Genomic DNA, 14,773 nt, shown 5'->3' with positions numbered 1-14,773 from the left:
GAGTAGAGGACATTGTTTGGTGGGTAGTTTGACTGGGGTGGTCGCCTCCAAAAAGGTAACGGAGGCTTTCAAAGGTAAGCTCAGTACGCTTGGTAACCGTACGTGGAGTGCAATAGCAAAAGCTTGCTTGACTGTGAGACAGACAAGTCGATCAGGGTCGAAAGACGGATATAGTGATCCGGTGGTTCTGCATGGAAGGGCCATCGCTCAAAGGATAAAAGGTACGCTGGGGATAACAGGCTGATCTCCCCCAAGAGCTCATATCGACGGGGAGGTTTGGCACCTCGATGTCGGCTCGTCACATCCTGGGGCTGGAGAAGGTCCCAAGGGTTCGGCTGTTCGCCGATTAAAGTGGCACGCGAGCTGGGTTCAGAACGTCGCGAGACAGTTCGGTCCCTATCTGTTGTGGGCGTAGGAAAATTGAGTGGGGCTGACCTTAGTACGAGAGGACCGGGTTGGACAAACCTCTAGTGAATCTGTTATGGCGCCAGCTGTACTGCAGAGTAGCTACGTTTGGAATAGATAAGCGCTGAAAGCATCTAAGTGCGAAACTAGCCACGAGATGAGTTTTCCATATAGGATCGTAGTAGACTACTACGTTGATAGGCTACAGATGTAAAGGTGGTGACACCATAGTCAAGTAGTACTAATCATCCGAAGCTTTCTTAGAGCAGATTAAAACTGTTGTTTTCTAAATTACTTCTTTCAATATATGTCTTAGGTAAAAGCGAAAAGCTTTCACCTTAAATGATCTTCAGGTGCCTATATCGGCGGTGTCCACCTCTTCCCATTCCGAACAGAGAAGTTAAGCCCGCCAGAGCCAATGGTACTGCAGTAAAATGTGGGAGAGTAGGTCGGTGCCAACTTTTAAACAAAAGCCCTTCAGGTAACTGATAGGGCTTTTTTAGTTTTAGGGCTTTTTCTACTTTTAATTATGCCTTGTTGAGTTCACAAGAATGAACAACAAGTTTTAGCGCTTCTATCAGCGTTAATCCGCGACCACAATCTTGGCAAAAAGAGATCTCTGAGATAAAGTATCGAAATGCCATGCAAATCCTGTTCCTACCGCTGCACGACAGATTTCACCCCTCCAGAGATAACAGTTCATTTTAAACTTAGAAGTTCCATCATTTTTAAACAAATAGTGCTCTGCAACACCAATTTTCGCTAAGTTATCTCCGTTAGTCTTTTTTTACCCGACTGGATTCATCTTCCGAAGCTGTTTTTCTGTTTCTTTCAGCTTTTAATTTCTGGTTACCGAAAGAATAGCTGAACGTTAGCCTCGCATTGCGGCTTTCATAGAACTGACGAAAATTTACGTTGATTTCCTGATACAATATAGATCCTCGTACTTTGTCTGAAAACAGAACGTCCTGAACATTTAAGCTTAAGCGCGCTTTGTTATCCCAGAACGTTTTTTGAACAGAGGCATTAAGGCTCCCCAGGTTCTTTATCAAAATAAATTCATTGAGGAACTTAGTCATGTAATATCCGGAAATTTCAAAGCTGATCGTTTTTGTGGGCTTATAAGCGGTTTGCCAATAAGCCAGCCAATTCCACTTTCCACGATCAAACTTGGATCCTAAATAGTCAGCTTTGTAATGATTGTAGATGAATTGGTTTCCACCGAAACCACTAATCTTCTTACCCAATTTTAGAGGAAAATTAAGTTCAAAAGCTAAATTATTAAAAGATGCCAGATTCTCAGAAGTTGTATAGGTTAGATTGCCGTTCTGCTTTGGCGCATTATCAAAAATTACATCTTGCTTTTTATTGTAACTTACCGAGAAGAAAGGTTGGTTATCGTAAGTGATTGATAGCTTATATTGATCAGCAGTTTCAGGTCTTAGTTTCGGGTTTCCCTGTGTATAAGTTAATGAGTCTAAGTATTCAATGAAAGGGTTTTGCTGATTAAAACTTGGCCGGTTCACTCTCCGACTATACTGTAGTACTGAAGCAATTTTAGAATTGATATTTCTGGTGACGAAAACTGAGGGAAATAGCTGAATATAATTCCTGTCGAGAACTGTTCCTCCTTCGTCTTTACCTTTCGCTATGGTTTGTTCTGCTCTCAACCCTGCCTGAAGGTTCCAATTACCAAACTTCTGCTGATAAGAAGAATAAATAGCGTTAATATTTTCATTGTATTTAAAATCTGTACTCCGATTTTCATCAAAGATGCCATTGCTGCTGTAGGTAAGATAATTGTCGATACTAGCTAAACTACTTTTTGCACCTGCTTCCAGTTTTGAATCTTTAGTAAAGGTTTTAACATAGTCAATCTTAAGGACACCAAGATTGACGGGGTTTCTTACTCGTTGTTCGTTTTCATACTGGCTTCCATTTGATAAAATGTTACTTATTATACTGTTATTGGAGCTATTGAAGTGCGAATAATCCAGGTCAATATTAAGATCCGTTCCGATTGTATCGAAGCTGTGTTTCCAATTAACGTTTCCTGAGAAATTTCCCCTTTTGTTGTCTGTTGCAATTTCTGTTTGAAAATTGCTTATATGACTATTATCCGATGATAACAATTGCTCGGTTGCATTAGTTGCCATCCTGTCCCCGTCTCTAGTAAAGCCTCTTAAAATAATTCCAAAGGTATTTTTTTTGTCAGCGTAAAGGTCAGTCCCTATCCTGAAGTTGTGACTGCTGAAGGCTGTAGGAGTGTAGTTTAGTTGTACATAACGGTTCGGTGAAATGATGCGATCGAATTCGCTATATTCATAGAGGTTTCTATGAAAGAAGCTGTAGTTGCCAAAAACATTTACTTTGCCTTCCCGGTGATTGAGGGTGATCGAAGGACTCGCTCTGTAAAAGTTTCTGTCGATGTTATATGTTCCTCGTTCATAAAGACCTATTCCACTGCTTAATGCTATAGATCCATTTGTCCCCAAATTAGCGTTCCTTTTCAATATGATATTAATCACAGCGCCTCCCGCTGCATCATATTTAGCTCCTGGATTCGTGATCACTTCTATTCGATCGATATTAGCTGCACTTAAATCTTTTAGCACCTGATTGATATCGGTATACTGGGAGCTTCGTCCATCGATAAGGATATTAGGTGTGCCGCGGCCGACGATAGTAAGCTTATCGTTCGTGATAATTAGACCGGGAACCTTCTGAAGAACCTCGAAAGCGGTCGAACCTGCAGAGGTAGCACTTGCATCTACATTCACCACCAATTTATCTGGTCGCTGTTCCAAAAAAGGCTTTTTTGCAGTTACTGTAACTTCTTTTAATTGAGATGCTGCTGCTGCCACTAAACGGATCTCTGGTACATCAACATTTTTGGTTGAGATTTCAATGCCTCGTTCTGCCCGTTTAAACCCTAATAGCGAGGTCCTGATCAGGTATGATCCGGGAGCAATATTGTTAAAAGTATATCGTCCTAATGCTGTGGTGAGAGCAGATTTGACTAGCGTAGAATCAGATCGTTTACTTAATAAAACAGTTGCAAACTCAGCAGGTTTGCCAGTGCTGGTTGTAATATTGCCACTTATAACAAACTGAGCTTTAGTGCAAAGACAGATACTCAGAAAAGCAAACAAGGCAAGACAAGTTCTCATTTAGTGTTAGGGTTTATGGTAAGATGATTTTTCAAAAGGAAAGTTGCAAACTTCGAGCTTTTATTAGAAATAATATTTTCTATTATTTTCGAAACAACCGTTTGAAAAGACTACCTGCCTTATTTACAGAACCAAGACGTTCTGATAGCGCTTCAATAATTTTATAATCACTTGTAGAGATCCCTTCTATGTCTATTTCATGTCCAAACTGTTTAGGGTAAAGTAAGATAAAGCTATAGTCTGAGAAGTAGTTTATTAAATAATAGGGAAGCTTATCTAGTACTTCATTATAGGATACATTGCCCTTGCGGGAGGTGACTATGAAAAATAGATCGTTCCTTCTTAGCTCTCGACTAAAAATCAGGAAATCTTCCCACTTATCAAAGATTTTAAATTCTGCTTCTACTGGTCTACCTTTCAGGTAGGCGCGGATAGCAAAGTTGGTTTTCTGAGTGGTGTAGAAGGTTATAGGAAGTGCTGCTTCTTTAGATAGCATTGTCAATCGGTGTAACCAATGCTCGAATCCAGGCTCGTCTTCTCCAGACGGAGTAACGGCAGCAACAATCCTTTTTAATGTATTAAGAGGTTGTATCGCCCTGTAAATGAAAATTGTCTCAAAAGTTCTCTGTAAAGTTTCTTGTGCCACTGCCCCAAAAAAACTTTGTTGCTCGGTTGTCCTTTGAATGCTAATCAGAACATCGCTAATATTGTGACCCTTGATCGTATAGACAATACCGTTACTAATGTTGCTGTCAAAACGGGTAAGGGGAATAATGGCGTTTTCTGTAGCTGCAGCGTATTTAGTAGCTGCATCGAGCATTTTCCTACCTGCTGTTTGTGCGTTTTCATCGCTAAGAGTGTCGCTCACTACATGAAGGGCGTAAATTGGCACTTCACTTCGTTTCGGCTTTAACATCACCGCCAGGTCTACAAGTTGTGTAACAGATTCAGGGTGGGCAAGGGAAAGAAGTATTCGTTCATTACTTTCCTCTTCTTCTGTAGTTGATGTTTCCTCATTAACAGCCATCTTTCTTGCTGCTTTTTCTACTACAAATGAGCTTACGGCACAACTTACCAATATAAGGAGGATTGTTCCATTCAGAACATCTTCGTCCAAAAGCCTTATAGGCTGTCCATTTTCAGATTCCCCAATAATAATGTTATAGCCCACTAGTATAATGGCCAGAGTAGCAGCAGCATGAGAAGCACTCAGACCAAAAATGATATTTCCTTCCTCCCGTGATAGTTTAAACGTTTTTCTCGTAATATAGGCAGCCAGGTATTTAGTTATCAAGGCCACGGCTACAATAACGCCTGCTACCTCCAGTGCTCCCGTACCTGTTATTAGCACCCGTACATTAACAAGCATTCCTACGCCAATCAGAAAAAAGGGGATAAATAACGCATTACCTACAAAATCTATCCGGTTCATAAGAGGGGAGGAGTGCGGGACAAAGGTATTAAGGACTAATCCAGAGAAAAAGGCGCCAATAATAGCTTCTAAACCTGCAACTTCGGCAAGGAATGATGAAAGGAACACAATTGCAAGAACAAAAATGTACTGCGAAACACTGTCGTGGAAGTTTTTGAAAAACCATCTTATTATAGGGGGGAACACGAAGAAAACTGTAGCCACGAATGCTACACAGGAAACACTGAGCTGAACCCAGAAACCTGTTCCTGCTTCTCCTTTGGCTGCACCAGCAATAGCGGCAAGGATAAGTAAGGCAAGGATATCTGTGATCATCGTACCTCCAACAGTTAATGCTACGGCACGATTTCGAACTATTCCATACCGGCTAGCTATAGGATAAGAAACCAGCGTGTGTGTGGAGAACATACTTGCCAGGAGCAGTGATGATAAGAAACTATATCCAAGGATATAATAGCTGGCGAGGCAACCTATACTAAGCGGAAGCAGAAATGTTGCAATTCCGAATACGGCAATCTGCTTGCGGTTTTTCTTGAACTCTGAAATATCAATTTCCAATCCGGCGAGAAACATGATATATAAAAGGCCCACAGTTCCAAAAAGCACAATACTGCTGTCACGACTTAGAAAATTTAAACCATAGGGACCTACAACGACCCCGGCAATGATCAGCCCGATGATATGAGGAATCTTTATCTTCTGCAGGAGTATGGGTGCAAAAAGAATAATGAAAAGCACCAGTGAGAAAATCACCACAGGGTTTTTCAATGGCAGAGTAAAATCCACCTTAGAGATCAGAAGAAGGAGTTCCATATTATTGCTTTTCTAGTTCAAGAGAATAAATTATCCTGCATCCTTCTCTATATATTTCCCTTCTGCCTTCCATCTCCTGATAAGACAGAGGTTTTAACCGTACCAGCATTTTAGCCTTAGTATCATTACTGTTTATTGTGGGTCTTACCGACAGTAAGAACGCTTCTCCATTTTGCGCTCCCCGGTACACCCGCTTCAATTTATCATTAACCTGTGCTTCTGCCTGTAAAGTTCCGTTTTTGTAGGAAATATCCCAACGTTCTGTCTTAATATCTCCTACGGCTGAGCCTTCGCAATCAGTTTCTATACATGTCATGGTTACAGACCATAGGCCACTGATAGAATCGTTTGCTGCCGCATTTACCTGACCAGTTAAAATGCTGTCCGTATGATCTCCCAAATCTTTACCTTCCAGGGCTTTTTCCCGCTCTAAAAGTTCCTGTTCTTTCTGGTTAAGCTCCGATTCTTTTTCACGGAGCTTCTGTTCTCTGTCGCCACATGAAAATAGAGTAAGCAGTAAAATAAAGGTTGAGAAGAGTTTCATACGAAATTTGGACTGGTAGCGATATTTTGTATATAAAGTAAAAGAAAGGGCTTTCGGTTTTTAATAAAAGAGGCCCACTGATATTTGATGATAGGTAAGATGAAATAAAAAAGCCCTGCATGCAGAGCAGCAGGGCTTTTACATTATATTGCTAATCTTAGTAACCTAGTTTAGCTTTCAAATTCTGGTCGATAGCTTCTAAGAACTCTTCAGTATAAAGGTAATCTGTACCATGTTCAACTTTAGCTTTGATAGAGATAGCCAAGTCTTTAGTCATTTTACCGCTTTCTACAGTTTCGATACAAACTGCCTCTAATTTGTGGCAGAAATCGATAAGCTCCTGATTGCCGTCTAATTTACCGCGGAATTCAAGTCCTCTTGTCCATGCGAAGATAGAAGCGATAGGATTTGTTGAAGTTGGGCGTCCTTTCTGGTGTTCGCGGTAGTGACGTGTTACCGTTCCGTGTGCTGCTTCAGCTTCCATTACCGTTCCATCCGGAGTAACTAATGTAGAAGTCATTAAACCTAATGAACCGAAACCTTGAGCAACTGTATCAGACTGCACGTCTCCATCATAGTTTTTACAAGCCCAAACAAAATTACCATTCCACTTAAGCGCAGAAGCAACCATATCATCAATTAGGCGGTGTTCGTAAACTATACCCGCAGCTTCGAATTTTTCTTTGTAATCTGCCTGATAGATCTCTTCAAAAATATCCTTGAAACGACCATCATATTTTTTAAGGATAGTATTTTTAGTAGATAAATATAAAGGCCATCCTTTTTGTAATGCAGTGTTAAAGCAAGAATGAGCAAAACCTTTGATTGACTCGTCAGTATTGTACATCGTTAATGCAACACCATCACCTTTAAAGTTGTATACTTCGTAAGATTGCTCTTCGCCTCCGTCTTCTGGGGTAAAAGTAACTGTTAATTTACCTTTTCCTTTTGTTACGAAATCTGTAGCACGGTATTGATCACCAAAAGCGTGACGACCGATACAGATAGGAGCAGTCCAGTTCGGAACCAGGCGAGGAACATTGCTCATAACGATCGGCTCACGGAATACCGTACCATCAAGGATGTTACGAATAGTTCCATTCGGAGATTTCCACATTTGTTTTAAACCAAACTCTTCAACACGTGCTTCGTCTGGAGTAATAGTTGCACATTTAATACCAACACCATATTCTTTGATCGCGTTAGCAGCATCAACTGTAACCTGGTCATTAGTCTCATCGCGGTACTCGATACCTAAATCGTAGTACTTGATATCTAAATCAAGGTAAGGAAGGATCAATTTGTCTTTGATGAACTTCCAGATGATACGGGTCATTTCATCGCCATCAAGTTCTACAACCGGATTGGCAACTTTGATTTTTTGTATTGACATGCTTTGAATTTGTTTTTATGTTTATCTGAGCGTCGCAAAGATATAAAAATTGCAAAAAAGCCGGTGTTTGATTCTATTTCAAATTCTACTGTAGTGTAAAAACATTTATAAGTGATTTTTTCTTTAATAGATATAGTAAAAACTAATCTAATGGGAGAGAAAAATTCGTTTTATCCGGGTTCTAATGATGAAAATCTGGATAGAGATAAAGAAATGAAAGAACAATTGGGCGCAGAGATAAGTAAGGATGATCTTTCTTTTAACGAGGATACAGACAGCTTCGAGCTGGATGTTGACAGTAAAGACGAAGATTATGACCATCCCGATCCATATAATACAGCTGTAAAAAGCGGAAGTGATTTCGACTCTGATTATGATGAGGCAAACATTACAGCAGTAGACGAATACCGCAGAGCAAATGATGTTGAAGTGGTAGATCCGGCAATTGAAGAATTTGGGATGCACATTGACAGCGGGAAGATTGTAGAACTGGATCCTCTTGATGAAGAGTTAGCCCACACACCAGAAGATGATCGTGACGATTTGGATGAAGAGGGTTATCCGAAGAACGATGAAAGTCCCGATGATCTTGGGGGAAATGAGTATTTGAAGTAAAAATACTGAAGTTCGAAGTTGAGAAGTAAGGTCGATTAAATATTGATATTTTTTAAGGTAATAGAAGCTTCCGCTTTTATTACCTTTCTTATTATTTGAGGTATTGCTTTAATTTATTCCACGCTCAAATTAAATCGTCTCTTGAATTCTTCAAGAGTGGGATTCTTCTCTGCAAGAGCCTGGTATTTTTCAACAGAAGTATACAAACGCCGCTTTTCGTTTTTCTCTATCTGCCTGGTAACGATATCTATATCAAAGTTTCGAAGTTGAGTTCGTAAATAGTTCAAAAGGTCAACCTTTTCAACTGAAAGCGTCATCTCCTGTATTTTGTTCTCGATAACAACTTCTATATGATAGTTATCTAAAAGTGTAGGAGCATTTGAAGTCATTAAGGTATACAAGTTGATCTTACTTTCCCGGTTGGCCTTGTCTGCATACTTTGCCCACTCTTGTACAAAGGTCTGCTGGCTGAAATGTTCACGACTATCACCTGTCACATACTGAGGCCCTTTATCTTCTTCCTTTTCTGTGTTACTGCCCGACAGATCGTTAAGGCTTGGGATAATTGAAGGGATGGCTGATACTGGCTTTATCGCAATTTTCGGACGTTCGGCTACCGGAGCAGGTGCCGCTGAAGAAACAGGAGTTCCTGACGGCTTAGCAACAGGGATATTTCCTGTAGCAGGACCGCTCTGTGGTTTCTGCGGTGGTGCCTGTTGATGACTTACGGGCTCCCTGGTATTAGTTGTAGCTGCCTGAGATTCAACTGCGAGGGTGGAATTGCTTACTGGGGTATCAGGTTTTTTTTTTACCGCTTCAGAAGGTGTTGAAGAGGTTAAACTTAGTGCTGAAGGAATATGACATATTTTTATGAGTGCCAGTTCCACCTGTAATCGCTGATTTTTACTGTTTTTATAGTTCAGATCGCACTGATTCGCAATATTGAGGCCTGACAGCAGGAAGGAAGCGGAAGCTGCTTTAGATTGTTCCAAATACTTTTGACGGATACCTTCACTTACTTCAAGCAATTTCAGCGTTGCCTGGTCTTTTCCTACAAGCAGATTTCGGAAGTGGGAAGCAAGACCTGTGATGAAGTTATTACCATCAAAGCCATTAGCAAGGATCTCATCGAAAATGAGCAGTGTCCCGGCAATGTCTTCCTTCAGGAGTGTGTCTGTTACTTTAAAGTAGTAGTCGTAATCAAGAATGTTCAGATTATCAATAACAGAACGGTAGGTGACGTTCCGGTTCGAGAAGCTAACGATCTGGTCGAACATAGAAAGAGCGTCTCGTAAACCTCCATCTGCTTTTTGGGCAATGAGGTGAAGTCCGTCAGCATCAAACCCAACACTTTCTTTTTTAGCTATCGAGGCCAGGTGACTGGCCATGTCTTCCACTCTGATTCTGTTGAAATCAAAGATTTGACATCTGGATAAAATAGTAGGAAGGATCTTATGCTTTTCTGTTGTCGCGAGGATGAAGATTGCATAAGAAGGCGGCTCTTCAAGGGTTTTCAGGAAGGCATTAAAAGCAGCCTGAGATAGCATGTGAACCTCATCTATAATATAGATCTTGTACTTTCCTGTTTGGGGTGGGATTCTTACCTGCTCAATCAAGCTTCTGATATCATCTACCGAATTGTTTGATGCAGCATCTAGTTCATGGATACTAAAGGAATTCCCGTTCTGGAAAGATCGGCATGAATCACATTCACCGCAGGCTTCTATTTGAGGGGTTAAGTTTTGGCAATTGATTGTTTTTGCCAAAATACGTGCACAAGTAGTTTTTCCTACTCCACGCGGACCGCAAAAAAGAAAAGCTTGAGCAAGTTGATTATTCTTGATGGCATTTTTTAAAGTGTTAGTAATGTGTTGCTGGCCCACAACGCTTTCAAACGTTGCTGGCCGGTATTTCCTCGCCGACACTATAAAATTATCCATCGCCGCTAAATTAAGGAGAAGTTGGCAAATTGGGAAGAGGAAGTTTAGGGTTCTCCGATTTTAGAGATTTAATATAAGTGTAACTTCTTTAAGCTTAAAAAGGTAATAATGGAGTATTTAATAGCTTGATGGTCAAAAGGTTGTTAAATGATGTTGTTGGTTTTAAGGTTAATAGTTCGGAATGCCTGTTAATTATGCTTTTCTTTGGAAGGCCTGATCAGCTTTTTTATAGGCTTTTAACTTTTATTCTGATCTTTATCGCTCAATGGATCGTTAGATGTACTTAAACTTCCACACTCATTTTCCCGGTAAAAAGTCAGAGGTTCAGTCTGTACAAAACCTTATTGTTGGAAAGGATGATGTTCAAGTACTTGAAGGACAAGATTCGGTATTTTCAGTGGGAATACATCCCTGGTATCTTGACAAGTCTGAATTTGAAAAACAATTTCATAAGTTGGAGGCACTGGCTGAAATGCAAACGGTACACTTAATTGGAGAGTGCGGTTTGGACCGTTTACGAGGGCCTGAGTTGAAATTTCAGGAATTCGCGTTTGAAAAGCAGATAAAACTGGCCGAAAGAGTTAATAAACCGCTTGTTATCCACTGTGTAAAGTGTTTCAGCGAACTACTGGCAATAAAGAAAAAACTAAATCCAAGGGTACCAATGGTAATACATGGATATAATAATAAAGTAGAAACTGGATTACAGTTATTAAAAGCAGGCTTCTATTTCTCAATAGGGGGAGCAATTATGAGGGAAGGTTCTAATGCAAGAGCATTGCTTGAACAATTACCTATCGAAAAAGTATTCCTTGAGACTGATGATCAGGAAATACGGATTGAAGAAGTGTATGAAGCAGCCGCTGTTGTAAGAAAATGCACGGTGAATGAGCTGAAAGAATTTATCTTTGCAAATTGGGTGAGTTTACGGAAGGATGCATCACAAAGCTCCTTTTAATTGAAATATAGAATTTGATTTCGTAGAATGACTGATTTAGGATGGCTGTCGCGGTCTGCCTTATTGGTGGGCAATGAAGGTATTGATGTATTACAGACAAAGCATGTGCTTGTTGTTGGGTTAGGTGGGGTAGGATCTTTCGCTGCTGAGTTTATTTGCAGATCGGGAGTGGGAGAGATGACGATTGTTGACGGGGACGTGGTAGATCCCTCAAACAGGAACAGGCAACTGCCAGCCTTAGCAACCAATCACGGGGTTTCAAAAGCAGAGATTATGCAGGAGAGGTTGCTTTCTATTAATCCTGATCTGAGGCTACATGTGGTAAGAGATTTTTTGACACCACAAAAATGCCGTGAGATATTAGAGACTAAGTTCGATTATGTAATGGACTGCATTGACAGTATTACACCTAAAGTAACCTTACTATCCACTGCTTTTAACACAGGCCAGCGAATTGTAAGTTCAATGGGAGCAGGAGGAAAGTTTGATCCCTCTAAACTTCGAGTTACTGATCTATTCGACACTTACCAATGTCGTTTTGCTGAATACGTTCGTAAGCGTGGAAAGAAATTAGGAATCACCTCTGGAATAAAGGCAGTTTTTTCAATTGAGGAAGTAAAACGCGATTCATTAATCATGACAGACGGAAGTAACTTTAAACGTTCGGCATACGGTACCATATCCTATCTACCGGCTGCATTCGGCGGGATGTGTGCATCTGTAGTAATTCGTGATCTGCTTAATATAGCGATCGAGATGGAAGAGCGCCCGAAGAAGATCCAGCACAAAAATCTTCAGGCAAAGAAAAAGCTTAAAAAAACTAAGAAAAAAGAGATTGTTTAGTTGAGCGCTTTACAAAATGAGGGTACCTGGATTCAGGCACCCTCTTCTCTTTCTCAATATTTGTATAAAATTATCTTCTCTCTTTCGGGATTTTCCTTCTAACTCAACTAGAAAACAAAGAATCGTTTCGTAATATAATTAAAGCCAGATACTACTGCTACTGCCGTAACTTTAGATACCTTAACATTAAGGTGAAGTTTTTCAACTGTAAACCAAAGTAGAAATTGGTTTAAAACCACACCAGCCAATGTAAAGGCAATAAAAAGAATAAAGGTTAAACGGTCATTATAACGAGTTGAGTCAAATACCAGTTTACGACTCAGAAAGTAACTTGCTACTATCGCCACACTAATAGACGGAAGGTTAGCATGTGTATATTTTACGTGAAAAACATCGATAAGTAAAGTAAATGTGAAAAACTCAAGAAGAAAGCAGATGAAACCTACAAAAAGAAATCTGATCACTTGCGATCGACCTAAATCTTTTACTACCGCTGCTGTTTTACTCATAAGTTGCTTTTTTAGATAGAATAATAATTAATTATTTGGTTTACTTATAACTACAAAAAAGGTTACTTTAAAATTGATAACTGAAATTTGTTTAGCAAAGTCGGTACCAATTTAGCTTTATCACCCTGCAAGCCGTACTTGCAGGCTTGCTTTCGTTCATTGCATTATCATTTCCGGTTCCTAATTCCGCGGTCTTTCGTTTACTTTGCAACATGGAATGGGAAAAACTGCTTTCAGCAAAACGCTGGGGAAATGAGAAGAAAGTACAAAGTGCAGAAGAGGCACGGTCTGAATTTCAAATTGATTATGATCGCCTGATCTTTTCATCTCCGTTCAGAAGACTGCAGAATAAAACCCAGGTATTTCCTTTGCCGGGCAGTGTCTTTGTACACAACCGTTTGACTCATAGCTTAGAAGTTGCAAGCGTTGGGAGATCTCTTGGACGTATCTTTTACAACAAATTGAAAGAACAGCAAGCAGATCTGGATAAAAATTTACCGCTTATCAGCGAAATCGGTAATATTGTTGCGGCGGCCTGTATTGCCCATGACATGGGGAATCCGGCATTCGGACATTCTGGAGAAACTGCTATATCCCACTATTTCAAGGAACGAGAAGGAAAGCAATACAAGGAACTGGTAACAGAAACACAGTGGAGGGATATCATCAAGTTTGAAGGCAATGCTAACGCTCTTCGCATTTTAACCCATTCCTTTGCAGGAAAAGGCAATGGCAGTTTCGCTCTTACTTATTCCACACTCGCCTCTATTGCAAAATATCCCTGCGCTTCAATTGCCGGTCACAATAAAAAGAATATCTATACCAAGAAGTATGGTTTTTTTCAGACGGAGGAGGAAACCTTTAGGAAGATTGCTGAGGAGTTAGGTTTAGAGAAGGTACAAGATGCCCCATTAGTCTACAAAAGGCATCCTTTAGTTTATCTGGTTGAGGCCGCAGATGATATCTGTTATAACATTATCGATCTTGAAGATGCTCACAGATTAAAGATCCTGACTTATAAGGAAGTTGAAGATCTATTGATGCCCTTATGCTTTAGTGAAAATCTGCCTAAGCGACTTGCAGAGATGGAAGACGAGGATGCCAAGGTGGGGTTGTTACGTGCAAGAAGTATTAGTGCAATGGTAAGGGCATGTTCCGATGTTTTCTTTAATGAGCAGGAGACTTTATTAAAAGGAGATTTTAATAAGTCTCTTACTGATGCCATCCCTTCCGAGTTAAGCAACGCTTGGAGAAAGATTGCGGAAGTTTCTATAGAGAGAATTTACAATAACAGCTCGGTTGTTCAAATAGAGGTGGCTGGTTATAAAGTAATAGGGGGCCTGCTGGAAGAATTTATTCCTGCTTATTTACAGAATGATTCAAGTTATCATGAAAAATTAGTACAGTTAATTCCAAAGCAGTTCTTGACCGGTAATGAGGATACTTATTCGAAAATAATGGCTGTCCTCGACTTTGTATCCGGTATGACGGATATCTATGCGGTAGAACTCTACCGCAAGATTAAAGGAATTTCCTTTCCTTCTATGAGTTAAGTGGCGGTTAGTTGTTCCAGGTGCCAGTTTAACGATTCTGCAAGTTCAGCAGGTGGAAGGATAAGTGTAGGATGGTTTCTATTTACGATCTGAGATGGCATGCTGTTGAACCTTGTGGTAGCGGGGTCTTGAACGAGGATACGTCCTCCTTTATCTTCAATCGCTTTTGCGCCTTCAAGTCCATCTGTTCCGGTTCCGGAAAGGATTATACCGATAGCTCGTTCTTTACAATCTTCGGCAAGTGATTTGAAAAAAATGTCTACAGCGCGGTTAATTACTTCTTCATTTCCCCTGTCTCGAAGGTATAGAACGCCCTTTTGTATGACCATCATTTTACCTTCCGGTAAAACATAAACTTTATTTGCTTCTACCTTTGTAGGTGCATCCACCCTGCAAACTTTCATTTTGGTTGTTCTTGACATAAAGTAGTCGAGTCGACTGCGTGCATGAACATACAAATGTTGAATAATTACGAAAGCTACGCCTGTAGACGTGTCTACGTGTTGAAAAAAATCAGTTAGTGCTTTCAATCCACCTGCAGAGGCACCAATTCCAATTACCAATAAAGGTTTCTCCATCAAACAATCCTATTTGCTTC

At 40.2% G+C, this 14,773-nt stretch carries 11 protein-coding genes and 2 rRNA genes; 6 read left to right on the top strand and 7 right to left on the bottom strand.

The window, feature by feature from the left end; genetic code table 11:
* Positions 1-670: ribosomal RNA gene (locus J4N24_RS04015) — 23S ribosomal RNA — on the top strand; the annotation flags it as partial.
* Positions 671-754: 84 nt separating this feature from the next.
* Positions 755-866, top strand: a 5S ribosomal RNA gene (gene rrf / locus J4N24_RS04010).
* A 315-nt stretch (positions 867-1,181) separates the two neighbouring features.
* On the opposite strand, the gene J4N24_RS04005 is transcribed toward rrf, so the two are convergent.
* From J4N24_RS04005 to J4N24_RS03990, 4 genes are all read right to left on the bottom strand, one after another.
* Entirely contained in the window at positions 1,182-3,575 is a 2,394-nt protein-coding gene (locus J4N24_RS04005) for a TonB-dependent receptor (RefSeq protein WP_207532330.1), read from the bottom strand.
* Positions 3,576-3,657: 82 nt separating this feature from the next.
* Positions 3,658-5,820 carry a cation:proton antiporter gene (locus J4N24_RS04000; protein ID WP_207532329.1) on the bottom strand — a complete coding sequence of 721 codons (2,163 nt, stop codon included), beginning with the start codon at positions 5,818-5,820 and terminating at the stop codon, positions 3,658-3,660.
* 1 nt (position 5,821) lies between these two features.
* Positions 5,822-6,364, bottom strand: coding sequence for a hypothetical protein (locus J4N24_RS03995; RefSeq protein WP_207532328.1), 543 nt, complete (start codon positions 6,362-6,364; stop codon positions 5,822-5,824).
* Positions 6,365-6,521: 157 nt separating this feature from the next.
* The gene (locus tag J4N24_RS03990) at positions 6,522-7,757 is read right to left on the bottom strand and encodes an isocitrate dehydrogenase (NADP(+)) (protein ID WP_207532327.1); all 1,236 of its coding nucleotides are present in this window, start codon (positions 7,755-7,757) and stop codon (positions 6,522-6,524) included.
* A gap of 150 nt (positions 7,758-7,907) precedes the next feature.
* Between J4N24_RS03990 and J4N24_RS03985 the strand changes: the two genes are divergently transcribed.
* Positions 7,908-8,372, top strand: a complete 465-nt coding sequence (locus J4N24_RS03985) for a hypothetical protein (RefSeq protein ID WP_207532326.1) — start codon at positions 7,908-7,910, stop codon at positions 8,370-8,372.
* A gap of 113 nt (positions 8,373-8,485) precedes the next feature.
* Here the strand turns inward: J4N24_RS03985 and J4N24_RS03980 are convergent, their stop codons facing one another.
* Positions 8,486-10,312 (bottom strand): DNA polymerase III subunit gamma/tau, encoded by a 1,827-nt coding sequence (locus J4N24_RS03980; RefSeq protein WP_207532325.1) that lies wholly within the window; start codon positions 10,310-10,312, stop codon positions 8,486-8,488.
* A 277-nt stretch (positions 10,313-10,589) separates the two neighbouring features.
* Here J4N24_RS03980 and J4N24_RS03975 point away from each other — a divergent pair, with 277 nt between their 5' ends.
* Together J4N24_RS03975 and J4N24_RS03970 are read left to right on the top strand one after the other, a co-directional pair.
* A complete protein-coding gene (locus J4N24_RS03975; protein WP_207532324.1) occupies positions 10,590-11,270 on the top strand; it encodes a TatD family hydrolase in 681 nt (226 codons plus the stop codon).
* Between the two features lie 27 nt (positions 11,271-11,297).
* Positions 11,298-12,113, top strand: coding sequence for a tRNA threonylcarbamoyladenosine dehydratase (locus J4N24_RS03970; protein ID WP_207532323.1), 816 nt, complete (start codon positions 11,298-11,300; stop codon positions 12,111-12,113).
* Between the two features lie 107 nt (positions 12,114-12,220).
* Here J4N24_RS03970 and J4N24_RS03965 read toward each other — a convergent pair whose 3' ends face one another.
* Positions 12,221-12,622, bottom strand: coding sequence for a GtrA family protein (locus J4N24_RS03965; protein WP_207532322.1), 402 nt, complete (start codon positions 12,620-12,622; stop codon positions 12,221-12,223).
* Between the two features lie 212 nt (positions 12,623-12,834).
* Between J4N24_RS03965 and J4N24_RS03960 the strand changes: the two genes are divergently transcribed.
* The gene (locus J4N24_RS03960) at positions 12,835-14,175 is read left to right on the top strand and encodes a deoxyguanosinetriphosphate triphosphohydrolase (RefSeq protein WP_207532321.1); all 1,341 of its coding nucleotides are present in this window, start codon (positions 12,835-12,837) and stop codon (positions 14,173-14,175) included.
* Here J4N24_RS03960 and J4N24_RS03955 read toward each other — a convergent pair.
* Entirely contained in the window at positions 14,172-14,753 is a 582-nt protein-coding gene (locus J4N24_RS03955) for a chemotaxis protein CheB (protein ID WP_207532320.1), read from the bottom strand. The genes J4N24_RS03960 and J4N24_RS03955 overlap by 4 nt on opposite strands.
* Positions 14,754-14,773 lie beyond the last annotated feature (20 nt).

This window comes from Desertivirga arenae (assembly GCF_017355785.1).
Lineage (GTDB): Bacteria > Bacteroidota > Bacteroidia > Sphingobacteriales > Sphingobacteriaceae > Desertivirga > Desertivirga arenae.
The sequence above is the reverse complement of the archived record's forward strand: the minus strand, read 5'-3'. Positions and strand labels throughout refer to the sequence as shown.

Excerpts from the sequence above, each read along its gene's own strand:
- J4N24_RS04005 (WP_207532330.1), bottom strand. The coding sequence starts at position 3,575 with ATGAGAACTTGTCTTGCCTTGTTTGCTTTTCTGAGTATCTGTCTTTGC.
- J4N24_RS04000 (WP_207532329.1), bottom strand. The coding sequence starts at position 5,820 with ATGGAACTCCTTCTTCTGATCTCTAAGGTGGATTTTACTCTGCCATTG.
- J4N24_RS03995 (WP_207532328.1), bottom strand. The coding sequence starts at position 6,364 with ATGAAACTCTTCTCAACCTTTATTTTACTGCTTACTCTATTTTCATGT.
- J4N24_RS03990 (WP_207532327.1), bottom strand. The coding sequence starts at position 7,757 with ATGTCAATACAAAAAATCAAAGTTGCCAATCCGGTTGTAGAACTTGAT.
- J4N24_RS03985 (WP_207532326.1), top strand. The coding sequence starts at position 7,908 with ATGGGAGAGAAAAATTCGTTTTATCCGGGTTCTAATGATGAAAATCTG.
- J4N24_RS03980 (WP_207532325.1), bottom strand. The coding sequence starts at position 10,312 with ATGGATAATTTTATAGTGTCGGCGAGGAAATACCGGCCAGCAACGTTT.
- J4N24_RS03975 (WP_207532324.1), top strand. The coding sequence starts at position 10,590 with ATGTACTTAAACTTCCACACTCATTTTCCCGGTAAAAAGTCAGAGGTT.
- J4N24_RS03970 (WP_207532323.1), top strand. The coding sequence starts at position 11,298 with ATGACTGATTTAGGATGGCTGTCGCGGTCTGCCTTATTGGTGGGCAAT.
- J4N24_RS03965 (WP_207532322.1), bottom strand. The coding sequence starts at position 12,622 with ATGAGTAAAACAGCAGCGGTAGTAAAAGATTTAGGTCGATCGCAAGTG.
- J4N24_RS03960 (WP_207532321.1), top strand. The coding sequence starts at position 12,835 with ATGGAATGGGAAAAACTGCTTTCAGCAAAACGCTGGGGAAATGAGAAG.
- J4N24_RS03955 (WP_207532320.1), bottom strand. The coding sequence starts at position 14,753 with ATGGAGAAACCTTTATTGGTAATTGGAATTGGTGCCTCTGCAGGTGGA.